At 52.7% G+C, this 26,685-nt stretch carries 24 protein-coding genes; 12 read left to right on the top strand and 12 right to left on the bottom strand.

Going from position 1 to position 26,685, the window contains the following annotated elements:
• Positions 1-40 precede the first annotated feature (40 nt).
• Positions 41-1,225: a low temperature requirement protein A gene (locus PMI41_RS09650; RefSeq protein WP_008124188.1), complete on the top strand. Its 1,185-nt coding sequence runs from the start codon at positions 41-43 to the stop codon at positions 1,223-1,225.
• Positions 1,226-1,233: 8 nt separating this feature from the next.
• On the opposite strand, the gene PMI41_RS09645 is transcribed toward PMI41_RS09650, so the two are convergent.
• The 3 genes from PMI41_RS09645 to PMI41_RS09635 form a co-directional block, all read right to left on the bottom strand.
• Entirely contained in the window at positions 1,234-2,172 is a 939-nt protein-coding gene (locus PMI41_RS09645) for an extensin family protein (protein WP_008124186.1), read from the bottom strand.
• Positions 2,173-2,248: 76 nt separating this feature from the next.
• Complete coding sequence (locus PMI41_RS09640; RefSeq protein ID WP_040854472.1) at positions 2,249-3,154, bottom strand: DMT family transporter; 906 nt, start codon at positions 3,152-3,154, stop codon at positions 2,249-2,251.
• Positions 3,155-3,230: 76 nt separating this feature from the next.
• Positions 3,231-4,376 carry a PQQ-dependent sugar dehydrogenase gene (locus PMI41_RS09635; protein ID WP_008124182.1) on the bottom strand — a complete coding sequence of 382 codons (1,146 nt, stop codon included), beginning with the start codon at positions 4,374-4,376 and terminating at the stop codon, positions 3,231-3,233.
• Between the two features lie 287 nt (positions 4,377-4,663).
• Here PMI41_RS09635 and greA point away from each other — a divergent pair, with 287 nt between their 5' ends.
• Entirely contained in the window at positions 4,664-5,137 is a 474-nt protein-coding gene (greA, locus tag PMI41_RS09630) for a transcription elongation factor GreA (RefSeq protein ID WP_008124180.1), read from the top strand.
• Positions 5,128-6,204: a glycosyltransferase family 4 protein gene (locus PMI41_RS09625; protein ID WP_244423928.1), complete on the top strand. Its 1,077-nt coding sequence runs from the start codon at positions 5,128-5,130 to the stop codon at positions 6,202-6,204. The genes greA and PMI41_RS09625 overlap by 10 nt, the downstream gene beginning before the upstream one ends.
• Positions 6,205-6,207: 3 nt before the next feature.
• Here the strand turns inward: PMI41_RS09625 and PMI41_RS09620 are convergent, their stop codons facing one another.
• Both PMI41_RS09620 and PMI41_RS09615 read right to left on the bottom strand, forming a co-directional pair.
• Complete coding sequence (locus PMI41_RS09620) at positions 6,208-6,678, bottom strand: Lrp/AsnC family transcriptional regulator (RefSeq protein WP_008124177.1); 471 nt, start codon at positions 6,676-6,678, stop codon at positions 6,208-6,210.
• Positions 6,679-6,773: 95 nt separating this feature from the next.
• A complete protein-coding gene (locus PMI41_RS09615) occupies positions 6,774-8,174 on the bottom strand; it encodes a TrkH family potassium uptake protein (protein WP_008124176.1) in 1,401 nt (466 codons plus the stop codon).
• Between the two features lie 280 nt (positions 8,175-8,454).
• Between PMI41_RS09615 and trxB the strand changes: the two genes are divergently transcribed.
• Together trxB and PMI41_RS09605 are read left to right on the top strand one after the other, a co-directional pair.
• Positions 8,455-9,429, top strand: a complete 975-nt coding sequence (gene trxB, locus PMI41_RS09610) for a thioredoxin-disulfide reductase (protein WP_008124175.1) — start codon at positions 8,455-8,457, stop codon at positions 9,427-9,429.
• Between the two features lie 57 nt (positions 9,430-9,486).
• A complete protein-coding gene (locus PMI41_RS09605; protein ID WP_008124174.1) occupies positions 9,487-10,383 on the top strand; it encodes a LysR family transcriptional regulator in 897 nt (298 codons plus the stop codon).
• A 350-nt stretch (positions 10,384-10,733) separates the two neighbouring features.
• On the opposite strand, the gene PMI41_RS09600 is transcribed toward PMI41_RS09605, so the two are convergent.
• Both PMI41_RS09600 and PMI41_RS09595 read right to left on the bottom strand, forming a co-directional pair.
• Positions 10,734-11,198, bottom strand: coding sequence for a GNAT family N-acetyltransferase (locus tag PMI41_RS09600; RefSeq protein ID WP_202949291.1), 465 nt, complete (start codon positions 11,196-11,198; stop codon positions 10,734-10,736).
• A 74-nt stretch (positions 11,199-11,272) separates the two neighbouring features.
• Positions 11,273-12,475 (bottom strand): pyridoxal phosphate-dependent aminotransferase, encoded by a 1,203-nt coding sequence (locus PMI41_RS09595; protein WP_008124172.1) that lies wholly within the window; start codon positions 12,473-12,475, stop codon positions 11,273-11,275.
• 241 nt (positions 12,476-12,716) lie between these two features.
• Between PMI41_RS09595 and PMI41_RS09590 the strand changes: the two genes are divergently transcribed.
• Complete coding sequence (locus PMI41_RS09590; RefSeq protein WP_008124170.1) at positions 12,717-13,331, top strand: glutathione S-transferase family protein; 615 nt, start codon at positions 12,717-12,719, stop codon at positions 13,329-13,331.
• Between the two features lie 9 nt (positions 13,332-13,340).
• Here PMI41_RS09590 and PMI41_RS09585 read toward each other — a convergent pair whose 3' ends face one another.
• Positions 13,341-14,258 (bottom strand): LysR family transcriptional regulator, encoded by a 918-nt coding sequence (locus PMI41_RS09585; RefSeq protein WP_008124169.1) that lies wholly within the window; start codon positions 14,256-14,258, stop codon positions 13,341-13,343.
• Between the two features lie 111 nt (positions 14,259-14,369).
• On the opposite strand from PMI41_RS09585, the gene PMI41_RS09580 reads away from it, so the two are divergent.
• Both PMI41_RS09580 and PMI41_RS09575 read left to right on the top strand, forming a co-directional pair.
• Positions 14,370-15,401: an NAD(P)-dependent alcohol dehydrogenase gene (locus PMI41_RS09580; RefSeq protein WP_008124168.1), complete on the top strand. Its 1,032-nt coding sequence runs from the start codon at positions 14,370-14,372 to the stop codon at positions 15,399-15,401.
• Between the two features lie 98 nt (positions 15,402-15,499).
• The gene (locus PMI41_RS09575; protein ID WP_008124166.1) at positions 15,500-16,174 is read left to right on the top strand and encodes a type 1 glutamine amidotransferase domain-containing protein; all 675 of its coding nucleotides are present in this window, start codon (positions 15,500-15,502) and stop codon (positions 16,172-16,174) included.
• Positions 16,175-16,260: 86 nt separating this feature from the next.
• Here the strand turns inward: PMI41_RS09575 and PMI41_RS09570 are convergent, their stop codons facing one another.
• Positions 16,261-16,473 (bottom strand): cold-shock protein, encoded by a 213-nt coding sequence (locus PMI41_RS09570; protein WP_008124164.1) that lies wholly within the window; start codon positions 16,471-16,473, stop codon positions 16,261-16,263.
• A 333-nt stretch (positions 16,474-16,806) separates the two neighbouring features.
• On the opposite strand from PMI41_RS09570, the gene PMI41_RS09565 reads away from it, so the two are divergent.
• Positions 16,807-18,591 carry an ABC transporter ATP-binding protein/permease gene (locus tag PMI41_RS09565; RefSeq protein ID WP_008124163.1) on the top strand — a complete coding sequence of 595 codons (1,785 nt, stop codon included), beginning with the start codon at positions 16,807-16,809 and terminating at the stop codon, positions 18,589-18,591.
• Positions 18,592-18,619: 28 nt separating this feature from the next.
• Here PMI41_RS09565 and carB read toward each other — a convergent pair whose 3' ends face one another.
• Positions 18,620-22,105 carry a carbamoyl-phosphate synthase large subunit gene (gene carB / locus PMI41_RS09560; protein ID WP_008124162.1) on the bottom strand — a complete coding sequence of 1,162 codons (3,486 nt, stop codon included), beginning with the start codon at positions 22,103-22,105 and terminating at the stop codon, positions 18,620-18,622.
• A gap of 336 nt (positions 22,106-22,441) precedes the next feature.
• On the opposite strand from carB, the gene PMI41_RS09555 reads away from it, so the two are divergent.
• Positions 22,442-23,356: a neutral zinc metallopeptidase gene (locus PMI41_RS09555; protein WP_008124161.1), complete on the top strand. Its 915-nt coding sequence runs from the start codon at positions 22,442-22,444 to the stop codon at positions 23,354-23,356.
• A 15-nt stretch (positions 23,357-23,371) separates the two neighbouring features.
• Here the strand turns inward: PMI41_RS09555 and PMI41_RS09550 are convergent, their stop codons facing one another.
• Positions 23,372-24,094 (bottom strand): aspartate/glutamate racemase family protein, encoded by a 723-nt coding sequence (locus PMI41_RS09550; RefSeq protein WP_008124160.1) that lies wholly within the window; start codon positions 24,092-24,094, stop codon positions 23,372-23,374.
• 142 nt (positions 24,095-24,236) lie between these two features.
• Here PMI41_RS09550 and PMI41_RS09545 point away from each other — a divergent pair, with 142 nt between their 5' ends.
• Entirely contained in the window at positions 24,237-24,701 is a 465-nt protein-coding gene (locus tag PMI41_RS09545; protein WP_008124159.1) for an Lrp/AsnC family transcriptional regulator, read from the top strand.
• A gap of 158 nt (positions 24,702-24,859) precedes the next feature.
• Positions 24,860-26,131, top strand: coding sequence for a tetracycline resistance MFS efflux pump (locus PMI41_RS09540; RefSeq protein WP_008124158.1), 1,272 nt, complete (start codon positions 24,860-24,862; stop codon positions 26,129-26,131).
• Here the strand turns inward: PMI41_RS09540 and PMI41_RS09535 are convergent.
• Positions 26,128-26,685: a TetR/AcrR family transcriptional regulator gene (locus PMI41_RS09535; RefSeq protein WP_008124157.1), complete on the bottom strand. Its 558-nt coding sequence runs from the start codon at positions 26,683-26,685 to the stop codon at positions 26,128-26,130. The genes PMI41_RS09540 and PMI41_RS09535 overlap by 4 nt on opposite strands.

The raw sequence follows: 26,685 nt of genomic DNA, 5'->3' as shown, positions 1-26,685 counted from the left end.
ATTTTCTGAGTAAAAATGGCCTAAAAATTAAGGTGAAAGCATGGCTTTTTTAGGGGCAATTCGTGACTACTCCCGCAAGAAAAATACGCGGGACAGTGCAAAGGTCGATTTTGTAGAGCTGTTCTTTGATCTGGTTTTTGTTTTCGCCATCACCCAGATATCGCATCTTCTCCTGCATGATCTGACGCTGAAGGGGCTGGTTGAAAGCGCGTTACTTCTCGCCGCAATCTGGTGGGTTTGGGTCTATACCACATGGGTCACAAATTGGATGGACCCTGCCACGCCGCCAGTACGCGCCATGTTGTTTGTTTTGATGCTCGCCGGACTTGTGCTGTCGACGTCCATCCCAACAGCCTTTGGTGAGCGTGGTCTCGTTTTCGCAATTGCATTTGTATTCATGCAGCTTGGGCGCTCACTGTTTATGCTTTGGGCGGTTCGCCAGCACAATCCAAGCAATTTTCGAAATTTCCTGCGCATCACGATATGGCTGGCCATTTCAGGGATATTCTGGATTTCCGGCGGTCTTGCTGACCCCGAACACCGGATATTTTTCTGGGGCGCAGCATTGGCGATAGAACTCGGCGGACCGGCCTTCGGCTTCCGCACATTTGGACTTGGCTCTTCCACAACGGCGGATTGGGATATTAATGGTGAGCATATGGCTGAGCGTGCAGCTTTGTTCATTATTATTGCTCTTGGAGAATCCATTCTGGTTTCAGGAGCAACGTTTGCTGAACAGCAATGGAATTTGATTTCATTCTCTGCTTTTCTGACGACCTTTGTTGCATCAGTTGCCATGTGGCTGATCTATTTCAATGTCGGTCAGTCTGCAGCCCATCACAAGATTGCCGCTACTGATGATCCGGGTCGCATTGCCCGTATTGCATACACCTATATCCATGTATTGTTGGTGGCCGGAATTATTGTGGTAGCTGTATCGGATGAATTGATACTCGCTCATCCTTCCGGACATACTGAACCAGCAGCCATATGGACATCCATTGGAGGGACCGCGCTCTACCTCGTCGGCAATCTTCTGTTCAAGTTCTACGTTGCGGGCCGTCCGCCGCTCTCGCACATTGCCGGTTTGGCTTTATGCGGATTGCTGGCCGCATTTTCCGGCCACTTATCGCCGCTACTGCTTGGCGCATTGACCAGCCTTATATTGATCATCGTTACAATTTGGGAACTCAAGGGAAGGCGTAAAGAGCCACATCACGCCTAAATCTGACCTTAACGGCAGGAACGTTTTCCGCTGCGCCGTTCCATCAGATCAAAATGGAAGTGGTCGCGGTGGAAAATGTCATAGCCTGGACCAAGGACAGTGGTGAAATAACTGCAGGCGTCAGAACGAACGCTATTCAATAGGCCACGCTGGCGAAACGCAAAGAGACCGGGCTTCTGGACTTTGATATCTTTGCCATTGTTCAGCGTGACTTTGGCAATATCCAGCGCATTCCCTTTCGAATGTTCGGACATGGCTCGCCCGCGTTGATTGCTCATCGTCCGACAGGAGTAGCTGGATGCCTGATGGATGGTATTAACGCCGGAAAGATAGCGAAGGCGCGATGACGGTACGAGATCGCCCTTGACCCATTTGGCGAAGGCCAAAGTCATTTGGCAGTTGAGGGTTGCAGCTGGTTTCAACTTTATACGCCCGCTGGCAAAGCCGCTGACTTTCAGTGGATGGTCAATCCGGCAAACTCCGCCATCATTGATTGGCTGGCGTTCTTGAAACACGACGCCAAGCCGCTTCAGTTGTGTACGGCAAGAAACCTCGCTGCCTGACATTGCAAATGCGCTTTCTCCGCGTGAGATCGGATCGCTGACACCGGCGGGGTAACCATAGCTTTCCTCGGAGCCGCTTTCATTACTTTCAACCGGCAATTCTTCGGCTCGCGAAAGTGGCTGTATGTTCTCGGCAGGTTGCTCGTATTCTTCTGTTGCATCCGGGGCAGGGGCGACAGTCAAAACCTGCTGATAATTCTCTTCCGCCTGTGGTTGAACATCTTGCTGTGGTTGTACTGCAATGGTGTCCTGTGAATTACCGACATCAGCAGAGGGCCGCCTCACATCGCCCATTCCGCAAGCACTCAATGAGGTGGCCAGCGCAAGAAGAACAATGATTTCAAGGCGCCGTGGACGCTTTGGGGACGACAACGCAAAACTCATGTCACCACATCCTTTGCCTAACTAACGCAAAGGTAGCGTCAAATTGTAAAGGAAAGGTCAGCGATGCGGTTAAGGTCTATGGCGAAACTGAGGCTTGGCTGTCATCAGATCGATTGAGCAAAGTCGGTATTAGCTCGACTGCAATCATCGCCGTGAATATGAGTGCGCAGCCAATCGCTCCACGAAAGGAGATGGTTTCTCCCAAAAGCAGGGCACCGAAGATTGCCGCAAACAGGGCTTCAGAAGACAGCATGATTGCTGCCTGCGCCGATGTGGTGAAACGCTGCCCTACAGCCTGCAATGTGAAAGCGATGCCGGAGGAGAAAATACCGGCAAAAATGATGAGCGGCGCGACTGACAGGATACTGGCAACATTACTATGCTCGATGCCGCCGGAAATGATCAGACCGAGCACCGCACACACAAGAAACTGCACAAGTGACAGCATGATGGGGCGGCCACTTTTAATGGCCAAGCGATTAATGAAAATGATCTGGAGCGCCCAGAACGCCGCGCAAGCTATTGTCAGCCAGTCGCCGGTCGATAATCCTTCAACCTTGCCGCCGGAAAGCAGATATATGCCAGTCAGCGCCGTGAGCGCGCATGGCCAGACAATCAGATGCGGCCATTGCCAAAATAGTACCACCGCCAGAAATGGAACCATTACGACATAGAGGCCGGTGAGAAAGCCGGAGTTTGTTACGGAAGTGGTTTGCAGCCCGACTTGCTGGAGAGCAGCGCCTGTAAAGAGCAGCGCACCAATGAAGAGGAAGCCGTAGTAGTCCTTTGGCTCCAGTTTTGCGGTGGCGCGTCGTGCTTCACGAAAGGCGAGGGGCGTAACTGTCAGTGCGGCGAGCAGAAAACGGATGCCGATGAACATGAATGGTTCGACGCCAGTCATGGCGCTTGATTGCGCGACGAAACCAAGTCCCCATATGGCTCCAGCTGCAAGTAGCAGTAAATTGGCACGCCCGCGCGTCATAATTCCCCCAATGGTTGCGACCGGCAAAGCCGTCGCCGCCATCTCTATCCATTGGCATCTGACGCGGCAAGGGCCGTTATGCGCCTGAAGCGCGGGTCAATCTGACGATCTTGCCGTTGCTGTCATCGGTAAGAAGGTAGACCGAGCCATCAGGAGCCACGCGAACATCTCTTATCCGCCCGAATTCACCTTCGAAAAGCCGCTCTTCGCTTTTCATTGCGCCGGTATCGTCCCGGTCGAGGCGGACAAGCAGTTCAAATTTCAGAGCGCCGGCCAGTAGATCACCCTTCCACTCCGGAAACATCTCGCCATTATAAGCGGCAAGGCCCGATGGGGCGATGGAGGGGTCCCAATAGTATAGCGGTTGCTCATAACCTTCCGCAGTTGTGCCTTTGCCAATTTTTGCTCCCGAATAATCCACCCCGTAGGTTATCACCGGCCAGCCGTAATTCTTGCCGGCTTGTGGCTGATTGATTTCATCGCCACCCTTGGCACCGTGTTCGAGCGTGAGAAGCGAATTGGTTAGAGGGTCCCATGTTGCACCCTGTGGGTTGCGATGACCTTTAGACCAGATTTCCGGCAAAGCCTCCTTGCCATCGGCAAAGGGATTATCGGAGGGAATGGAGCCGTCCGCGTTGATACGCAGCACGGAACCTGCATGATCCTTGAAGTCCTGCGCACGTTTCTGCGCACCGCGTTCGCCCATCGTTACGAAGAGTTTTCCATCAGGCGAGAGAACAATACGGGAGCCAAAGTGCTGACCCGCATTTGTTTTTTTGTTCATTGAAACAAGTGTGCGGACGTCTTCAAGTTTGCCACCATCGGAACTGCGAACAAGTTTTGCACTGGAGAGCGCTGTACCTGCACCACCCTGTCCCGATTGCGAATAAGTGAAATAGATTGTGCCGCTTGCTGGAAAATCCGGTGCAAGAACGACGTCCAGCAGTCCACCCTGGCCATTCGCCCAAACCTCTGGAACATTTCCGATCGGCTGCGATATCTTGCCGTTATCAACTACACGCATTGTGCCCGAACGCTCGGTGACGAGCAGGGAACCATCGGGCAAGAATGCAAGCCCCCATGGATGATCCAATCCATCTGCAACAGTTTCGGCAGAGACAGTGACGGTTTGAGTCTTGAAATCTTTAGCTGCTGCCGACAGTGGAATTGCAGGAAGAAGAGCCAGCAAGCTCGCGGTCAGAACATTGAAATTCCATCTCATGTGTCGCCTTCCTCTCGATCTGGGCATCAGTTGCACGAAGTTTGCCCGCAATATGGGTCACGGTCGTCTCACAGTGACGTGAATTGGTGCCTGATCAGCGTGAATCGATGAAACGGCAGCGTGTTTGCGACATTTTCCACTTTCTTCGTGAAATCGCGGCAAACAGTGCTATATTACAAATTGGATGACTGAACGGTTCCGAAGTCTTTAAGCTTCGGTGACCGTTTTCTTTTTGTGTTGTGAGGCCCTTGGAAGGGTACCCGACATTGACTGCGAAAGGAGAGGGCATGGAAAAGGTCCCGATGACTCAGGCTGGTTTTGACAAGCTCAAGGAGGAGCTGCGCTTTCGGCAACAGGAAGAGCGGCCACGTATTATTCTGGCAATTTCGGAAGCGCGCGCCCATGGCGACCTTTCAGAAAATGCCGAATACCACGCCGCCAAGGAAGCACAGAGCCATAATGAGGGTCGTGTCGGTGAACTCGAAGATTATACAGCGCGTGCTGAAATCATCGATATTTCCAAGCTTTCCGGCGACAAGATCAAATTTGGCGCGACTGTTGAGCTGATTGACGAAGACACTGAAGAAAAGAAGGTTTACCAGATCGTCGGCGATCAGGAAGCTGACCCGAAGGCGGGCCGTATTTCCATTTCATCACCTATTGCGCGGGCGCTGATCGGCAAGAGCGAAGGCGATACGATTGAAGTGAATGCTCCTGGCGGTGCTCGATCCTATGAGATCGTCGGATTCAAATTCATCTGAATCAAGTGCCCGAATCATTGAACGATGTCGAGGTGATAGCTCCGAACTTGAAGCGTAAGCTGTCCGGAGTCACCTCGACTATTATTCAGTTGGTTCCGCTACAACGGGCCAATGGGCTCGGCATTGTCACCATCGGGCCGGGCCTACCCGCGACGCTACCGCATATTGGTTGGGCCGATTTGCGAGGAGCCTGGTTCAAGCCGCGAAATCGGCCATTCCGCATCTGGCATGCCCGTCGCAATACTGAAATGGTCGCAGGAATTATCCTGCGCTCAGTCCTGCGTATGAAGTTCAAGCTGCTTTTTACATCTGCGGCACAACGCGATCACCGGTCTTTCACCAAATGGCTCATCCGGCAGATGGATGGCGTGATTGCAACGAGTGGTAAATCCGGAAGCTTTCTCAAGGTTCCGCATCGGGTCATCATGCATGGCATTGATACGGAAAAGTTTTATCCGCCGCAGAATGAGGAAGATGCTTTCTCAGCGTCGGGACTACCGGGAAAGTATCTGGTTGGTTGTTCGGGTCGCATTCGACCATCGAAAGGCACTGATCTTTTCGTCGATGCGATGATTAACCTCTTGCCGAAATATCCGGAATGGACAGCGGTAATGACGGGCCGCACGACTGCCGAGTTTTCGGGGTTCGAAAAGGATTTGCGCGGACGTATCGCTGCCGCTGGCTTGCAGGACCGGATTTTGTTTCTTGGCGAAGTACCTGATGTACGCGTCTGGTACAGGCGCATGACGTTGTATGTCGCGCCATCCCGCAATGAAGGATTCGGGCTGACGCCACTGGAAGCCATGTCTTCGCAGACGGCTGTTGTTGCAAGCGATGCAGGCGCATATGCGGAGATGATCGAGCTGGAGACAGGTGCAGTTGTGCCTGCTGGTGATGGTTTGGCGCTTGAAAAAGCAATCGAACCCTATCTGGCCGATCCTGCCAAATGCGAAGCCGCTGCAAAAGCCGGACTTGCTCATGTACGGGCGAACTTTCCGCTTCAAAAAGAAGCGTCCAGCATTCTGGAAGTTTATGAGACGATCTTTGCGGACGAACGCGTAGGCTAGGCTCTAAAGCACCATCAATGGTTCGTTTTTAACGGAACGGATGGTCAGCGAGGTTCGCACGCTGTCAACATTAGGCGTTGATGTCAGTTCTTCAATAACGAAGTTCTGGAAAGTGCTGAGATCTGCTGACACGCAATGCAGCAGGAAATCGGACTCGCCGGAGACCATCCAGGCGCGACGGACAATAGTCCAGCTGTTCGTCTTTTCGGCAAAGCTCTTCAGGTCCGCATCGGACTGCCTGTGCAGCCTAATCATGCAGAACGCGACGATATCCTGACCAAGTATCGCGCCATTCAGGATCGCGCGGTAGCCTTGGATAATGCCGCTTTCCTCCAGCTTGCGCACACGGCGCAGGCAGGGTGGTGCCGAGATGCCGACCCGCTCCGCCAACTCAACATTGGTGATGCGTCCATTATCCTGCAGTTGTTTCAGGATTTTCCAGTCGATAGCGTCGAGGTCCGCCTTCAAAGGCATGATTTTTGTTTATCCCCATCCCAAAGCTCAAACATCACCATAGGCGATTCCTGACGCTGTGTAATGCATCCCGCGGCGGTTGCAAACAGGTTCATTTACCTGCTCCAGAAACGCCGGGTGAACAGAATCACGATTGTGATGATCTCAAGCCGTCCTGCGAGCATCAGATAGCTCAGAACCAGCAACGAAGAATCGTTCAATGTAGAAAAGTTTCCGACAGGGCCGATCGTATCGCCGAACCCGGGCCCAACGTTTGAGAGAGCGGTCAGAGCGCCTGTGATTGAGGTTCCCAGATCATTGCCGAGCATTGTGAGGACTGTCGCTCCAATGACGAGCGAAGCCATATATAGAAAGATGAATAGCAGGGCCGATTGCGCGACATCCTGCGTTATTTCCGAGCGGCCATAGCGCATTTTTATAATGGCATTGGGTATGATCAATCGCGTCAGGCTTGCCGAGGCGAGCTGCCACAGGATGATGATGCGGTTCAGCTTGATGCCGCCTGAGGTAGAGCCGGAGCAGCCGCCGAGAAAGGTGACAAGGAAGAATATGCCGAGCGCCTCTGCGCCCCAAAGCGTGTAGTCCTCGGTCGCAAAGCCGGTGGTCGATATGACGGACACCAGGTTGAACGATGTGGCAATTAATGCATCGCCAAAGCCGATATTTGTCTCCAGCTTCAATCCGACTGCCAGAAAGAAGCTGAAGCCGATGACAATGCTGAAAAACAAAATGAGCTGTGGGTCTGCCAGCGAAGACAACCGCTGTGGCATAAGTGCCTTGATGTAAAGCACGAAGGGCAGGGCGCCCAAGATCATGAAGACTGTCGCAATTACCAGAATAGCGCGGTTATGGGCGTAAAAGCCCAGCGAAGAGTCATGTGTGGAGAACCCGGCGGTCGCAACCGTCGTCATGCCGTGATTGATGGCATCGAACATCCCCATGCCTGCAATGAAATAGAGCAGGGTGCATAACAGGGTCAGTGTTAGGTATGCGAGGATAATGCCTTGGGCGATCTGATGTATTCGCGGCAGGATTTTTTCAGATTTGTCTGAGGATTCCATATGCAGTAGCTGAATGCCACCGACGCGCAGCGAAGGGAGCAGCAGCAATCCCAAGCCTACGAAACCCAAGCCACCAAACCAGCACAGGAGCGACCGCCACATCAAAATTCCGCGTGGCATCGTATCCAGCCCCGTCAACACAGTCGCACCTGTGGATGTAATCCCTGACATGGATTCGAACAGCGCCTTGGCAAAACTGATCGGCAGTGTTGAAAAATAGAGCGGAAGCGCACCCAACAATGCTGCGGTGAGCCAGATCGCGACGATGAGCAGAAAGCCGAGACGCGGGCTGAAGCGAATTTCCGAATTGTGTGTGGCTAGAACGACCAGCCCGCTGAGAACGCCGGTAAATATCGCCGACTGTACAAATACCAGCCAGTCACTATTGCCGATGTGGAGATCGACCAAAGCCGGTATCAACATGGTTCCAGCCATGACCAAGCCAAATCGTGCGCAAATATTGGTAATGGTGCGAAGGATCGGACTGGCCTCGTAATGGCGGTTTTGACGGCTTGTATTTCATAGACTTATCTCGGAATTGACACAATCCGCGTTGAAACGCCAGTCTCACATGCACAAGCTGTGGCTAACCTTGCTATATTAACCGAAGACCTTGCAAGGGAGGGGGCTGAAACACTACCTTAGTGCCATTGAAAGCGATGGTGGTGTATGCCACCTATCGTATGTCTCGAAGATGTACCATCAAGGTCTAGTTATGACACAGCGCCATGTGCCCGTTCTCATTATCGGTTCCGGCCCAGCCGGTTATACGGCAGCTATCTATGCGGCCCGTGCCAATCTGAAACCTGTCATCGTTGCAGGTCTTCAGCAGGGCGGACAGCTGATGATCACAACTGATGTAGAGAATTATCCAGGATACGCCGATCCGGTGCAGGGCCCTTGGATGATGGAACAAATGCGGCTTCAGGCCGAACATGTTGGCACCGAGATCATTCACGACATTATTACCGAGGTTGATCTGTCGATTCGCCCATTCCGCCTCACCGGCGATGGTGGGACCCAATATACCTGTGATGCGTTGATCATCGCGACTGGCGCTCAGGCTAAATGGCTGGGAATTCCCACAGAACAGACATTTATGGGCTTTGGCGTTTCGGCTTGCGCCACCTGTGACGGTTTCTTCTATCGTAACAAGGATGTCGTCGTTGTAGGTGGTGGCAATACAGCTGTTGAAGAAGCGCTGTACCTCGCAAATATCGCCAAGTCCGTAACGATTGTGCATCGTAAGGATCATTTTCGCGCAGAGAAAATTCTGCAAGACAGGCTTTTTGGCAAAGAAAACGTCAAAGTTGTCTGGGACAATGTCATTGATGAAATTACCGGGACGGAAGCAAAGCCTCCAATGGCTGCATCTGTCTCAGGTGTACGCCTTAAGAATGTAAAGAGTGGTGAAACCACAGACCTTGAAACCCATGGCGTTTTCATTGCTATCGGTCACGCGCCTGCGGTCGAACTGTTCAAGGGGAAACTCAAGCATAAGCCGAATGGCTATCTTTGGACTGCAGCAGATTCAACAGCCACGGACGTTCCAGGTGTCTTCGCTGCAGGTGACGTAACTGACGATGTTTACCGTCAGGCTGTCACTGCAGCAGGAATGGGCTGCATGGCAGCACTCGAAGCTGAACGTTGGCTTGCCGCCCAAGAACCGGTGCGTCAGGCAGCCGAATAGGCACTGATAGAGGCCGGCCTCGATCTATGGGGCCGACAAAGGGGGAGAGACCGCGCGATGTCGCTTGATTGGGACAAATTGCGAATATTCCATGCTGCTGCCGAGGCTGGGTCATTTACCCATGCCGCTGAGACACTGCATCTATCGCAATCAGCCATCTCGCGTCAGGTCAGCGCGCTGGAGCAGGACGTTGGCGTTCCGCTTTTCCATCGCCATGCCCGCGGCTTGATTCTTACGGAACAGGGCGAAGTTCTCTATCGCACGGCTCATGAAGTGCTGATGAAGCTTGAGAACGTGCGTTCACGACTGACCGAGAGCAAGGACAGACCGTCTGGCAAGTTGCGGGTCACAACGACAGTTGGCCTCGGCTCTGGCTGGCTTGTCGAACGCGTTCAGGAATTCATTGAACTTTATCCTGAAGTGCAGCTGCAATTGCTTTTCGACAATGAAGAGCTGGACCTGACGATGCGTCATGCGGATTGCGCCATTCGCTTGCGTCAACCGCAGCAACCCGACCTGATCCAACGCCGCTTGTTTACGGTGCATATGCATGTCTACGCTTCACCGAGCTACATAGCCAAGTATGGCAAGATCGAAAGCATCGAAGAAATCGATTCCCATCGGATTGTGAGTTTCGGCGAGCCCGCACCATCTTATCTCACCAACCTGAATTGGCTTGAGGTTATAGGACGCTCCGATGGCAATTTGCGCCCCGCAGTACTGCAGATCAACAATCTCCTGTCCATCAAACGCGCTATCCAGAAGGGTGTCGGTATCGGCGTGCTGCCGGATTATATGATCGAGAAAGATTCCACTCTGGTGCGTTTGTTGCCCGAAATGGAATTACCGTCATTCGACACGTTCTTCTGCTACCCTGAGGGAATCAAGAACGCGGCCAAATTGCACGTGTTCAGAGATTTTCTTTTCAACAAGGCGCGTACCTGGTCTTATTAAGCGGTAAATTCAAAATTTTTTAGAAAGTTTTTCTTTCCAAGGATGGCTGATCCTGAGGAAGAAACTTGCTCGATTTGTGATACTCTTCGCGCGGTATTTTTGACCAGTTGAGTAAAATAGCAGCTATGCGTTTTACGCATGGCTGCTATGCATTTGTGTGGGGTTGCAACTCCGACTGGTGAAGAACATATCCATAGTACTTGACGGTGCGTCTCCTCCTCCCATTTGCGCACCGCCAAGTGTTCCCCTCTGGAGGTTCAGCCGGAAACGGCACCTTCAAAACTATAGGCCGGGCACTTGTCCGGCCTTTTTTTATTGCCAGTCATCGGAATACCAATCTCGTGGGTTATTCAGGATTTGATCGATAAGACCTTGGCCATTTCGCTGGTTGCTACCCAACCATTCCGCTCATAGATCGGCCGTCCCGCTGTCGTCGCGTGTAGGATGAGATATCCAATACCGCGAGCGGTAAACTCCTGCTCTGCAGCCTGCATCAACTGTTGAGCGATTCCTCGTCTGCGATAGCCGGGTTCTACATAGACGTTAAACACATAGCCACGGCGCGGCTCGGTTGGATGCAGGGGATGGGGTGGCCAATCAATTTCCATCAGACCAACGGCTGCCACTGCACGCCCTTCGTCTTCGATAACAAATCCGAAATATGTCCCGTTATCGAGACGTGGCCCAAGCCAATCCTTAAAAGGACCTGCCATAGCTAATAGATCATCTGGATTGCGTCCGGCTTCGGAGAACATCATCTCCCGATGGCGGCAGATCAGATCAATATCACTTGAAGCAATTTTCCGCGTTATCACCTTGATTGCTCCACTCTCGACGCCCCTATAAAAAAGGGGCCACATGGGCCCCTTTCGTAAAGCAGTTGAGGCTATCAGCGAAGGTTGGCGCAGAAGCGCTGTATCCGCTTGCCTGCCTCTTCGAGATTTGCGTCAGACGTTGCATAGGAAATGCGGAAATTTGGTCCGAGGCCGAATGCAGAGCCGTGCACGGCGGCTACAGCTTCGGTGGCCAGAAGTTCGCTGACAAAGTCTTCGTCAGTCTGAATAATCTTGCCTGACGGTGCTGTCTTGCCGATAGCCGCTGCGCAGGAAGGATAGACGTAAAACGCGCCTTCCGGCTTGGGGCATTCGAGCATTTTCGTCTGGTTCAACATCGAAACGATCAAGTCACGACGGCCTTCGAAGGCTTTCTTGAAAACAGGAAGATGCTCCTGTGTGCCATCGAGTGCTTCAACAGCAGCCCATTGCGAAACAGAGCTTGTTCCTGAAGTCTGTTGACCCTGAACCATATCCATGGCCTTAATCAGCTCGATAGGACCAGCTGCATAACCAATGCGCCAGCCGGTCATGGCATAGGCCTTCGACACACCGTTCATGGTGAGCGTACGGTCATACAAGTTTGGCTCCACCTGCGCTGGCGTGACGAACTTGAAATCCCCATAGGTCAAATGCTCATACATATCATCTGTCAGCACCCATACATGGGGATGGCGTACGAGAACGTCTGTCAGCTTCTTCATTTCGTCCCACGTGTAAGCCGCGCCAGACGGGTTCGAAGGCGAGTTCATGATAATCCATTTGGTCTTCGGCGTGATGGCACGCTCCAGATCTTCCGGCTGCAGTTTGAAATCATTCGCCTGAATCGCTGAGACAACAACAGGTGTTCCGCCGCAAAGCGAAACCATTTCCGGATAGCTGACCCAATATGGCGCTACACAAATGACCTCATCCCCGGGATTCAAAGTTGCAAGCAAGGCGTTGTAAATGACGTGCTTTCCACCTGTTGAAACGATGGTCTGGCTAGCCTTGTAGTCCAGCTCATTTTCGCGCTTGAACTTGCGGGTGATGGCCTCGCGAAGCTGCGGTATGCCCGATACTGGTGTGTACTTCGTCTCACCGCGACGGATCGCGGCAATCGCGGCTTCCTTGACATTGTCAGGCGTATCGAAATCGGGTTCGCCTACGGAAAGCGAAATAACGTCACGGCCCTCTGCTTTCAAATCACGCGCTTTCTGGGTGATCGCAATCGTTGCGGATGTCTTCACACGGGAAAGGGTGTCGGCGAGGAATGCCATGGTATCGTTCTCCTGAAACGAGCGTTGGTGACCGGTATCCGGTTTGCGGGACTGCTATGTCGCAAGACCCCGAAAATCGCAAGTAAAAGCATGCATAAAGGCTTCACTTCATGCACTTTCTGTGCAGGGTGTGACATCCCATGTCGAAATCATCAGCGTCGGTTACGTGATACGTCAATGGAACTGATTGGACATTGTCAGCGGTAGCGGGGAAATTCGCCCGCCACAGGAGAGACAGACCATGCCGAAACTCTATTCGCAAATTGATTCCGGGAATTGCTATAAGCCACGGCTTTTGATGGCAAAATTGAATCTGCCGTTCGAGCATATCCCGGTTTCATTCAACGATGGCTCTACGCGCAAACCGGAATTTCTCGCAAAGAATCCAAACGGCAAGATTCCCTTGCTGGAGCTTGATGATGGGCGGCTGCTGGCGGAATCAAATGCCATATTGCTTCATCTTGCTGAAGGTACCCGTTTTATTCCCGAAGACGCCTATGAACGCGCGCTGATGTATCAGTGGCTCTTCTTTGAACAGTACTCACACGAGCCAACCGTTGCCGTAAGGCGTGCCCTGCTTGTTTATCCTGAGCGGGCCAAGGATGCGACGCCTGAAAGATTGGCTGCTACACTGGAAGGCGGAAACAAGGCTCTGCTGGTCATGGAGAACCAGTTGCAGAAGACGCCCTATTTTGCGGGTGCTGGCTTGTCCATCGCTGATATAGCGCTTTACGCTTACACGCATGAGGCCAACAGGGGAGGTTTCGATTTGTCTGCCTATCCATCAGTAGCCAAATGGCTCAGCCGTGTTGCCGGTGATGAGGGGCATGTGCCAATCACCTGGCTGCCGGAGTGATTGCAAAGGCTATTTAATCTCCCGACCAACGCCGGTCATTCCCGGCAGAGTTGCTGCAAGCGCATCAATCAAAACTCTGATACGCGTAGGCATGTAGGGCTGCTTCGGCCACACTGCATGCGTATCAAAGATCATGTGCTCCACATCGGGAAGCAGTATCACGAGCTTTCCCGTCTCAACATGCTCGCGAATGAGCCAGCAGGGCAACCAGGCGATTCCCATACCGCGTACAGCCGCATCGGTTACCGCTTCCAGATCGTCAAGAATGATACGACTTGTGGTCTTGGCGGTATCAAATCCTTTCTTGCCATTTGGGAAAAGCCAAGAGCGAATATTGCCATCCTGACCATAGAGGATCGCCTGATGTGAGGTGATATCGTCGATGTTTCTGGGGGTTCCATGTGCCGCAAGGTAGGATGGAGACGCGCATACGGTCATCCGCTGTCGGGCAATGCGTTTTGCTGCGAGATTTGTAGTATCCGGCAATCCCGCATTGCGAACGACGAGATCATATCCTTCGGCGACAAGATCCACAGGGCGATCTGTAAAGGAAACTTCGAAGCGTAGCGATGGGTATTGCCGTGCCAGATCAAAGAGAACCGGTGCCACACACCGCCGCCCAAATAATACTGGCAGGCTGAGGCGTAAGCGTCCTGACACATTGTCCTTGCCGGAAGTGATCACAGTTTCAGCAGCGTCGACCGCTGCAAGAATGACTTGGCAATGCTCATAGAAACTATGGCCGTCATCGGTGAGTTTGAACGACCGTGTTGTTCGTTGGCAAAGGCGGGTGCCAAGTCTTTCTTCCAGTCTTGCAATTGTTTTGCCAACGGCTGAACGCGAGAGGTTCAATCTTTCAGCCGCCGCTGAGAAACTGCCTGCATCTACAACAGCAACGAACTCTTCAATGCCAATCAGTCGATCCATTTTCGAAATCCTTTGTAGAAATCAAGGATACAATTATGAGAGAAATTGGCGCAACTGTTTTGATTAAGCCTCATATAAATAGGAATTCTCGAAATTATATGAGGATTTGAGATGAGCAAATACATGAGACGCTGGCAGCTTAAAGCAGCGGGTAGAGATAATCTCGAACAGGTTCAGGCTGCCATACCGACGCCAGCATATGGGCAGATACTTGTAAAGGTCGCCGCTGTTTCACTGAATTATCGGGATAAACTGCTTGTAGATAATGGCTTTGGGATGCCTGAAACTTTGTTGGAACCGCAGGTTCCAGCCTCTGATCTTGCCGGGAGTGTCGTAGCGATTGGTGAGGGTGTCACCCGATTTACGCCCGGCGACAAGGTTATCTCTACCTTCGTACCGGACTGGATTGAAGGCGATGGTCCGGGCACTGCGCGAACGCCCAATGGCCGGACGCTTGGTGGTCCCTTGCAAGGTGTGCTGGCCGAGTACGTGGCGATAAGCGAAGACTGGGCGGTTCACGCTCCAAAAACCTTGGATCATATTGAAGCAAGTACATTACCATGTGCCGGGCTAACTGCATGGACGGCGCTGGTTGAGCGCGGGAAAATGACAGCTGGCGACAAGGTAGTCGTGCTTGGCACAGGCGGCGTATCGCTTTTTGGTTTGCAAATCGCTTTGGCGCATGGAGCAGAGGTTGTTGTTGTATCGGGTGATGACCAGAAGCTGGCTCGTGCAACCAAACTCGGTGCTCATCATGTCATAAATCGGAAGAAAGAAGATTGGGTCGAAGCGCTTTACAAAATCACTGACGACTATGGTGCTGACCACATAATCGAGACCATCGGCGGTGCGCATCTCGATAAATCGTTGCGTGCAGCGGCAGTTACAGGCCGTATCTCGATGATCGGCATCCTGGATGGCTTGGAAGTGTCCGGCGGCTTTGTACCTCTGGCGGTCAAACGATTGGTTTTGGAGGGCATTCAGGTTGGCCATCGCAAAGGATTGGAAAACTTCGTCAAGGCTGTTGATCGGCTTAAAATAAAGCCGGTGATCGATGCGGTTTATCCCTTTGACCAATTGAATGACGCTCTCGATCATCTGGACCGTGGACCGTTCGGCAAGATCGTTCTCGAGTTGAAGTGAAACATTTAGATACAAATCATAGTTGTGGCGGCCATTGAAACCTGTGGTCGCCGCGGTCATATCAGGAGCATTGGAAATAACCTCAAAGGACCGGCTCCATGAAAATCCTCATCGTTCTGACCTCTCACGACAAGCTCGGCAATACTGGCAAGAAGACGGGATTTTGGCTCGAAGAGTTTGCTGCGCCATATTATACATTTCTCGATGCGGGCGCGGAAATCACCGTAGCATCACCTAAGGGCGGGCAACCGCCACTTGATCCCAAGAGCGATGAACCTGACAGCCAAACCGAGATGACCGAGCGTTTCCGAGACGATAAAACAGCTCAGCAGGTATTGGCCAATACGAAGGTGCTCACGGAGGTGAGTGAGGCGGATTACGATGCCATCTTCTATCCCGGCGGGCATGGTCCGCTTTGGGATCTGACTTCGGATAAAGCCTCAATCAAGCTAATCGAGCAGTTCTACACGAATGGAAAACCTGTTGGTGCAGTATGCCATGCGCCAGCAGTTTTGCTGCAAGCACAGATCGATGGCGAGCCGCTCGTCAAAGGCAAACGTGTTGCTGGGTTCACCAACAGTGAAGAGGCAGCCGTGCAACTTACAGATGTGGTGCCTTTCCTCGTTGAGGACGAGTTGAAGCGCCTTGGCGGCCATTATGAGAAGGTTGACGACTGGCAGGTGCTGGCTGTTGTCGACGGTCATCTTGTGACTGGTCAGAATCCGGCTTCTTCCAGTGCCGTTGCGGGAGAAGTTCTCAAGCTCCTCGCGTAAGCTGCAAATGCAAAAAGGCGGGATAAAATCCCGCCTTTCCGAATTTCATGTGCGTTCAGAAATCAGACGATTCCCGTATGCGGCTATCAGCCTTCGACGCTAAGGTTGTCTGCGGACGACTTGCCCGAACGACGGTCCTGTACGATTTCGTAGTTGACCTTCTGACCATCATTGAGACCGCGCAAACCTGCACGCTCAACAGCGGAAATATGGACAAAAACATCTGCACCACCAGTATCGGGCTGGATGAAACCGTAACCCTTAGTGCCGTTGAACCATTTCACTGTTCCCGAAGCCATGGGAAGTTCCTTTCAGATATATAAAACAGGCAGCATGCACATATGCGGCCCAGGGAATCGAACCTATGCAATGGAGTTCGTCAGGAAGCGCAACAGGTTACGCAGGTCGCAAAGTCACTCGACCGATAAAATCGATGCGAAATACATATGACAGAATTTCTGGCAAAACAAGCCGTTTTCAAATGGGGCTTTTGGAGCTTTTCCAGTCGCCCGTTGCGTGTACAAACCATCATTATACACTTCGCGACAAAAGCCGGGTATGCCGATGCGTAGTTTCAAAAAGTAAATGTTAGAGTGTTCGTGCCGAATCACGGTCTTCGACGGGGGAGCCTAATGGCGAAGCAGAAACCCAGAAAAGTGCCAGCAACCTCCGTCGCTGGTGAAGTACAGGCAGGGCTCTTGGCCCAGCTTGGCGTTATCGTGGATATTTACTGGAACTCGCCGGTCCGCAACCGCTTGATATTGTTCATCTCCGGTGTGTTCGGCATCATCATCCTGACGTCCGTGGGGCAGGTGCTGCTCAATCGCTGGAACGTGCCGTTTTACGATGCACTGTCGCGCCGTGATTTCCCGGCCTTCCTTGACCAGTTGATGGTGTTCTTTGGGATTGCGGCCGTACTTCTGGTCTTGAGTGTGGGCCAGACATGGCTCAATCAGATGACCCGCCTGAAACTGCGTGAAGGTCTCACGCGCGACCTGATCGGCGAGTGGCTTGTGCCCCGTCGGGCATTCAAGCTTTCCAATTCCGGACCTATTGGCGTTAATCCCGATCAGCGCTTGCACGAAGATGCACGGCATCTTGCGGAAATGTCGACCGATCTGGGATTTGGCCTGCTGCAATCGACGATCCTGATGGTCAGCTTTGTTGGCGTGCTATGGGCACTTTCGAGTGGCTTTGTATTCAACGTCTATGGTTATAGTTTTTCGATCCCCGGCTACATGGTCTGGGCTGCGATCCTGTATGCGACCCTCGCATCCTGGCTGAGCTGGCTCGTTGGGCGCAAACTCATCAAATACAATGCCGATCGCTATCAGAAAGAATCGGAACTGCGCTTCTCATTGATGCGTGTGAACGAGCACATTGATGCGATCTCTCTCTATCGCGGCGAGGCGGACGAAAACCGGCGGCTCGGCTTCGATGTTGATAGCCTGCTTGCATCCATACGCTTGCTCGTAACCGCTTTGACGCAATTGACATGGGTAACCTCTGGCTATGGGTGGATCACCATTGTCGCGCCGATCCTTGTTGCTGCGCCGGTCTATTTCGCTGGTAACCTGTCATTTGGTGGGTTGATGATGGCCATTGGCGCGTTCAATCAGGTTCATGATGCGTTGAAATGGTTCGTCAACAATTTCGGGGCAATTGCGGATTGGCGCGCAACCCTGTTGCGCGTGACGTCTTTCCGGCAGGCAGTTCAGGCAACCGATGCCATGAACAGCGTTGAGCAGCGTATCAAGTTTGCAGAGTCAGATGTGGATCAGATTATCCTCGATTCACTCAAAATCACTGCTCCCCGCGCCACGGTACGCTTGAAAGAAAAGCATGCCGTGATCAAAGAGGGTGACCGTGTACTTATTACGAGTGAAGTGGGTATCGACAGAACCCTGCTGTTTCGTGCGGTCGCCGGCCTTTGGCCTTGGGGTGCTGGTACGGTGACCTTGCCGGCGAATAAAACCATAATCTACATGCCACGCCTGCCATATTTTCCGCCGGGCAGTTTGCGCGAGGCGATGTCCTATCCTTTGGGAAAAGACGGCTTTACAGACAAGCAATTGGTGGGAGCGCTGCATGAGCTTGGCCTGAAACGTCTGGAAAGCATGCTGGATTTCAGTGCGCGTTGGGATCGTGAGTTGAGCGATGACGAACAGCAATCACTCGCATTTGCGCGGCTGATGCTGCACAAGCCGGATTGGGTTGTTATCGATGAGGCGCTGGATGCGATGGAAGCCGAGGCTTACGACCGGGTGGTGGCGGTGCTGCGAGAACACCTTGCCAAATCCACCGTGGTTCATATCGGGCGTGAAGAAAAGAACGAGCATGTCTTTTCGAAAGTGCTGCACTTTGTTAGCGACCCCTCCGGCCATGGGCTGGAGGAGGAGGGGCTGCAAGGCGTTTAGGCGCTCCGTTTTTCGAAGCCGCCTGAAATCAGGCGAAATAATCCTGGAGAGGCCGTACTTCCAGCGAGCCAGCCTTGAGTGCTGCAATTGCCTCAGCAACAGCATCAGCGCCTGAAAGCGTGGTGTAGTATGGCACTTTTTGCATCAAGGTAGCTCGGCGCAGCGACTTTGAGTCCGAGATCGCCTTGGCGCTGTCTGTGGTGTTGAACACCAATTGCACCTGACGGTTGCGGATGGCGTCTTCTACGTGAGGACGGCCCTCCTGAACCTTATTGATCTTCTGTGCCGCAACACCATTTTCGCCAAGGAAGCGTGCTGTGCCCCCTGTAGCCAAAATCTTGAAACCAAGTTCCGCAAGCCGCTTCACAGGGGCGAGAATGCGCTGCTTGTCCTCGTCGCGTACAGATACGAACAGCGTACCATCACGAGGAAGATCAACACCCGCTCCCAGCTGTGCTTTTGCGAAGGCAAGGGCATAGTCATAGTCGAGACCCATGACTTCACCTGTCGAGCGCATTTCAGGTCCGAGCAACGTGTCCACGCCGGGGAAGCGGGCAAACGGGAATACGGCTTCTTTGACTGCGATATGTTTGCGACCACTGTTTGAAGGCTTGCCGCCGTAGTGCGCCAAAGCCTGTTCAAGGGTTTCGCCTGCCATGATGCGGGCTGCAACCTTGGCAATCGGCGTGCCAATGGTCTTGGCAACAAAGGGTACAGTACGCGAAGCGCGTGGGTTAACTTCGAGCACATATATTGTGCCATCCTTGATGGCATACTGCACGTTCATCAGTCCAACCACGTTGAGTGATTTGGCGAGAGCTGCAGTTTCCTTCTCAAGATCAGCCACGGTTTCCGCCGAGAGCGAGTGAACAGGCAGTGAGCAGGCGCTGTCTCCGGAATGGATGCCAGCTTCTTCGATGTGCTCCATGATGCCGGAAATCCAAGTGTCCTTGCCATCGCAAAGGCAGTCGACGTCAACCTCAATGGCTTCAGTCAGGTAGCGATCAAACAACAGCGGATTTTTGCCAAGCAGTGTATTGATCTGACCGGTCTTGTCGTTTGGATATTTCTGTTTGATATCTTCCGGTACAAGCTCAGGGACAGTGTCCAGCAGGTAGTTCTGCAAGCCGCGCTCGCCGTGGATAATCTGCATGGCGCGACCGCCAAGAACATAAGAAGGGCGCACGACGAGCGGGAAGCCCAACTCTCCGGCAATGGTGCGCGCCTGCTCGACAGAATAGGCAATGCCGTTCTTAGGCTGTGTCAGATCCAGTTTAATCAGCAGTTTCTGGAAGCGATCACGATCTTCAGCAAGGTCGATCGCATCGGGCGAGGTTCCGAGGATGGGAATGCCAGCCTTTTCAAGAGCATCAGCAAGTTTCAGTGGCGTTTGGCCGCCGAATTGCACGATCACGCCATGCAGCGTTCCCGCTGTCTGCTCGGCGCGCAGGATTTCAAGCACGTCTTCTGCCGTGAGTGGTTCGAAGTACAGGCGATCCGACGTGTCATAATCGGTCGAGACAGTCTCAGGATTGCAGTTGATCATGATGGCTTCATAGCCAGCATCGCGCAAAGCGAAGGCAGCATGGCAGCAGCAATAATCGAACTCGATGCCTTGGCCGATACGGTTTGGTCCGCCGCCGAGAATGACAACCTTTTTGCGATCGGAAATCTGGGCTTCGGAAACCAGCGCACCAGCAAATGGGACTTCGTATGTCGAATACATGTAAGCCGTGGGTGACGCGAATTCAGCAGCGCATGTATCAATGCGCTTGAACACTGGATGCACATCGAGCTTGTTGCGTAGTTTGGTCACTTCACCTGGTTCGATTTTTGCCAGACTGGCGAGACGTGCGTCAGAAAAGCCCATGCCCTTGAGCAAGCGCAGGTTTTGCGCGTCTTGTGGCAACCCGTGTTCGCGCACGCGCTCCTCTGTGGCAATGATCTCAGCCATCTGTTCAAGGAACCAAGGGTCGATCTTGCAGCCCTCGTGCACTTCTTCGACAGTCAAACCGAGACGCAATGCCTGACCGACCATACGCAAGCGGTCAGGCGTAGGCGTACCGATAGCAGCACGAATGGCATTGTTGTCATTACCTTCGCCAATACCGGGAATGGTGATTTCATCAAGCCCGGTAAGGCCGGTCTCCAGCCCGCGCAGTGCTTTCTGCAGCGACTCTTTGAATGTCCGGCCAATAGCCATCACTTCACCGACCGACTTCATGGCGGTGGTCAATGTAGGCTCTGCACCCGGGAATTTCTCGAAGGCAAAGCGTGGGATTTTGGTGACGACATAATCGATGGACGGTTCGAACGAAGCGGGTGTAGCGCCGCCTGTGATGTCGTTGTCGAGTTCGTCCAGTGTGTAACCAACGGCGAGCTTGGCTGCGATTTTGGCAATCGGGAAGCCCGTTGCTTTTGATGCAAGCGCAGAAGAACGTGATACACGCGGGTTCATTTCGATGACGATCAGACGACCGTTTTCCGGATTAACGGCGAACTGCACGTTAGAGCCGCCGGTTTCAACGCCGATCTCGCGCAGCACTGCAATCGATGCGTTGCGCATGATCTGGTATTCTTTATCCGTCAGCGTCAAAGCAGGCGCGACAGTGATGGAATCGCCGGTATGCACGCCCATCGGATCAATGTTTTCGATGGAACAGATGATGATGCAATTGTCCGCCTTGTCGCGAACGACTTCCATCTCATATTCCTTCCAGCCAAGAACGGATTCTTCGATCAGGACTTCGGTGGTTGGCGATGCATCGAGACCACTGCCAATGATCTCGTAAAACTCTGTACGGTTATAAGCGATGCCGCCGCCCGTGCCGCCCATGGTGAAGGAGGGGCGGATAATGGCTGGCAGGCCAACATGATCCAGTGCAGCGCCAGCCATGCCAAGTGCATGGGAAACATAGCGCTGCTTGCGATCACCTTCGCCGAGTTGCCATTCGGTTTCCAGCTTGTCCAATGCGGCGTCGAGTTCTGGACCGGTGTAGTTTGCGTTGACGGAATCACGCTGTTCCTGATGCAGTTTACGGTCGAGGTCTTTGACTTCCGTAGCATTGGCCAGCATTGATTTAGGCGTTTCAAGGCCAATTTTGGCCATGGCTTCGCGAAACAATGCGCGATCTTCCGCCTTGTCGATGGCTTCGGCATTCGCACCGATCATCTCAACATTGTAACGATCAAGCACACCCATGCGGCGCAGTGACAAAGCAGTGTTGAGCGCAGTCTGGCCGCCCATGGTTGGCAGCAGAGCGTCAGGGCGTTCCTTGGCGATGATCTTGGCAACGACTTCTGGTGTGATGGGTTCGATATAGGTGGCGTCAGCCAGTTCCGGGTCCGTCATGATCGTTGCCGGATTGGAGTTGACGAGAATGACGCGGTAGCCTTCCTCTTTCAATGCTTTACAGGCTTGTGTGCCGGAATAGTCGAACTCGCATGCCTGACCGATAATGATCGGGCCAGCGCCGATAATCAGAATAGATTTGATGTCGGTGCGTTTTGGCATGTTCGGTTCCCTATTAGCGGTCTGCACAAAAAACCGCACGGTTTTACCGTACGGGCAGCTACTTGAAATTCAAATGCGAGGCTAAGGCTGCCTTATAGGCAAAGGAAACGCTTTGCGTAACCCCAAAAAAGTGCCGTTTGTGCTTTTTAAGACGGTTTTAACGCTGTGTTTGCCCCTCCAAGGACGCTGTTAATAATCCATCGCAAAAGTTGATGTGTGTCAGGGCACGGCAGCAAGTTGAAAAATAACATCGCGCATGAAACAAATGCTGCATAATAGTGTTGTGCATACAGCGTATCAGCCGGTTTGGATCGGCAAGCGATCGGGAGACGGAACATGCGTTGGCAGGGGCGTAGACAGAGCGACAATGTTGAGGATCAACGCGGCGAAGGCGGCGGCGGTGGTTTTCCGGGTGGTGGCGGGTTTCGTTTACCCGGCGGCTCCGGCCTTCGGACGGCGCGTGGTGGCGGATTTTCCGGCATTATCATTCTCGCGGCAATCTTTCTGTTTTTGAAGTTCTGCACAAATATCGATCCGATGCAGATATTGGTGGATTCAGGCGGCGGGCAATTGGTGCCGGGCCAGACCCAGAGCGATAACACTGTCAAAAACAATGATGAGACGACGCAGTTCGCCAAGACGGTTCTTGCTGAAACGGAAGACGTCTGGAGCGGTATTTTCAAAGCCGAAGGACAGACATATCCCGCGCCGACAATGGTGTTGTTCAGTGATCAGGTCCGCTCTGCATGCGGTTTTGCCAGCGCTGCTTCAGGACCATTTTACTGCCCTGGCGACAGGAAGCTCTATATCGATCTGAGCTTTTATGATGAGCTGGACCAGAAATTCGGGGCGTCGGGTGATTTCGCGCAAGCTTATGTGCTTGCGCATGAGGTTGGCCACCATGTTCAGAACTTGATCGGTGTATTGCCTAAGTTTAACCAGATGCGCCAGAACATGAGCGAAGCGGATGCCAATGCGATGTCTGTCCGCGTTGAGCTGCAGGCGGATTGCTTCGCCGGTATCTGGGGGCATTTCACCGAGCAGAAAGGCATTCTTGACGTTGGTGATCTGGACGAAGCATTGAATGCTGCCCAGCAGATCGGTGACGACACGATGCAGCGCAAAACCCAAGGGTATGTTGTACCCGAGAGTTTCAATCACGGGACATCTGCTCAGCGCAGCAAATGGTTCAAGCGTGGTTTCGACAGCGGCAAGCTGGACAACTGCGATACATTCAGCGGTAGCATTTAACGTGAGAGGGACGCGTTAAACCGCGTCCCGCCTGCTCTCGACCTTATGGCCAAGCGCGTAATTTACAGCTGCGCGCGAGTGTATGGCTGTCGAGTCATAGACAGGCAATGCCAGATTATCGTCTGTAAGCGAGAGGCAAATCTCCGTGCAGCCCAGAATAACGCTGTCAGCACCGGCTTCTTTGCCGCGCACGACGATCTTCTCCAAGGCATGGCGTGAGTCATCAGTAACGATGCCACAGCAAAGTTCGTCGAAAATGACCGAGTGGACTTTGGCTCGGTCGATTTCGTTAGGTACTGCCAGCTCTATCTGAAACTGATCGCGCAGATAGTCTGCGTAAAACCCATGCTCCATTGTATAGCGCGTTGCCAGAAGGAGCGGGCGCTTCTTGCCGGCATCAGACAGGACGCGGCCAGTCTCGTGCCTGATATCGATAAGCGGGATACTGACGGCAGCGGCGACCTCGTCTGCAACGAGATGCATGGTGTTGGTGCAGATCAAAACACAATCGGCTCCAGCCGCTTCAAGGCGGCGAGCGGCGTCTGACAGAAGTGCAGCGGCATCGTTCCAGCGATTGCTTTTCTGCAGTGCAACGACTTCGGAAAAATCCAGGGATTGAAGAGCGATTTTAGCGGATGAAAGGCCACCAAGCTGGGTGCGGACTTCCTCGTTAATCTGGCGATAATAGATCGCAGTGCTCTCCCAGCTCATTCCGCCGATCAATCCGATAGTGCGCATTTCGTGTCCCTCGTTTCGTTGGCTGGATAATAACGAATGTGGCGCACAATGTGTTCGCATAGTTTGCAGAATTTGATTGTGGTTGCGCAAAAATAGAGCGTATACTTTATGTTAAAAGCTGAAAATTTGTTTGGACTTCTATATGATAGACGATCGTGACCGAAAGATTCTCGATATGTTGCAAGAAAACGCTTCCCTAAGCGTTTCCGATCTTGCTGATCGCGTCAGCCTTTCCATCTCGGCATGCTCACGGCGTATCCAGCGTCTGGAGGAGGATGGCTATATCAAGCGGCGTGTAGCTTTGCTGGATCGGCCACTTGCAGGATTGCCCACTACAATGTTTGTCATTGTTCGTACGGCCCGTCATTCCGCAGAATGGCTTGAGCAATTTCGTACCGCAATCAACGACATTCCTGAAATCGTCGAAGTGCACCGCATGACAGGCACCATCGACTATATATTGAAGCTCGTTTTACCGCGTGTCGAAGCCTATGATGAAATCTACAAAACGCTGGTCGAGAAGGTCGAGTTTTTCGACATCTCCGCATCGGTCTCAATGGAGACGCTAAAGGCAACAACGGCTATTCCTACCCATTACGCCCAATGATCTTGTCAGTATGTGGCAGGAGAAATTCTGTTTTGGTCAATTTTCTTAGCGTCAGGACATACTTTCTGATGGTGTTCTCGTATTGTTTCGCCTGAATTTATCGATTATCACCGATTTCCGCGAAAATAGCGGTCAACTTCTCCTATCGCGAGTGCCCAATGATCGACCCTGTTTCAGCAAAACGCGGGCTCAAGCTCGTTTTCGTCATGTTGCTTCTGGATGTGATCGGCATTGCGATCATCGTGCCGGTTCTGCCGGCTTATCTTGAAGAACTGACTGGAGCCAGTGTCAGCGAAGCTGCTATCGATGGTGGCTGGCTGCTGTTTGTCTATGCCGCGATGCAGTTCATCTTTGCGCCATTGATAGGCAATCTAAGTGATCGCTTTGGCCGTCGCCCGGTACTTTTGGCCTCGGTTCTGACTTTTGCTATCGATAATCTCATCTGTGCATTGGCGACGAGTTTTGGAATGCTGTTCATTGGCCGCGTACTAGCGGGCATTAGCGGCGCCAGTTTTTCGACGGCTTCCGCCTATATTGCCGACGTGAGTACCGATGAAAACCGTGCCAAAAACTTCGGTTTGCTTGGCATTGCATTTGGCGTGGGGTTTGTTCTTGGTCCGATCATCGGCGGGTTGCTCGGAGAGTTCGGGCCACGTGTACCGTTCTACGGCGCAGCCTTGATCGCCTTTCTCAATTTCGTGGTCGCTTATTTCTTCCTTCCAGAAACATTGGAAGTCAAAGACCGACGCACATTCGACCTGAAGCGCGCCAATCCATTTGGGGCTGTTAAACAGATACGCAATTACAAAGGTATTGGCTGGATTGCGCTGGTGTTTTTCATGCTCACGCTCGGACATATGGCCTATCCTTCCGTATGGTCTTACGTCGGAAGCTATCGTTATGGATGGAGCGAAGCTGATATCGGGCTTTCACTCAGCGTGTTTGGCATGGGCGGGGCGCTGGTCATGGGCTTCATCCTGCCTCGCGTGGTCGCGAAAGTGGGGGAATGGCGAACTGCCGTCATCGGGCTTGTTTTTACGATGCTTGGCTTTTTCGGTTATGCCGGGGCGTGGCAAGGATGGATGGTCTATGCCGTGATTATCGGCACTTGTCTTGAAAGTTTGGCTGATCCGGCCATGCGCAGTATTGCTTCAGCCAAAGTTTCATCTTCGGAGCAGGGCGAATTGCAAGGTGCTCTGACAAGCATGTTCAGCATAACAAATATCATCGGACCGCTGATCTTTACGCAGATGTTTGCAGTCTTCACAGCGCCTGGAGCATCGGTCATATTCAGTGGCGCACCTTATCTGCTGGGCGGCATATTTCTTCTGATCGCTTTGCTGGTCTTTGTTTTCCGGGTGGAGAAACCTGCACCCGGCATTGACGGCGCATTAACGCCGGGAGTTTTGGCAGAAGGCTCTGGTGGCTAATTGGTCAGCTGTTTTTCTATGCGCGTCATGGCGCGCTCGAATAAGGCAGAGTCGTTGAGTGCTCGCGCTATAACCAAAGCTCCCTGAACGGCGATAACAGCTTCCTCGGCAAGGGTCATCGCCGCTTCAACATTGTGCCCGAGCCTTTGCAAAGCGCTGCTCAGTGCAGTTATCCAAGAAGCAAAGTAGCCATTGATCTGAGAAGCAAACCGGTCGCGGACATTATCGAGAGCAAAAGCGCCCACGAGACAAATACGGCGGCCGGAATTGAAATAATCCGCTACAGCGCGACAGGTTGACCGAATGGCAGATGCAGGGTCTTCCGCTTCACGCAAAGGCCGGTAAATCTTTTCCTCAAACCAACTGTCGATTTCGGTCAGAACAGCCTGCGCCATCTCGGCTTTGCCGCCGGGAAAGAAGTGGTAAAGACTGCCCTTGCCAAGCCCGGTTTTCTCGGTGATCACTGAAAGACTGGCTCCTTCAAAACCGTGCTCCCGAAAAATTTCCGCAAGAACAGGGATAATGTCAGAACGCTCGGCAATTGTTTTTGCCAT

The organism is Phyllobacterium sp. YR531 (assembly GCF_000282595.1).
Classification (GTDB): domain Bacteria; phylum Pseudomonadota; class Alphaproteobacteria; order Rhizobiales; family Rhizobiaceae; genus Phyllobacterium.
The sequence above is the reverse complement of the archived record's forward strand: the minus strand, read 5'-3'. Positions and strand labels throughout refer to the sequence as shown.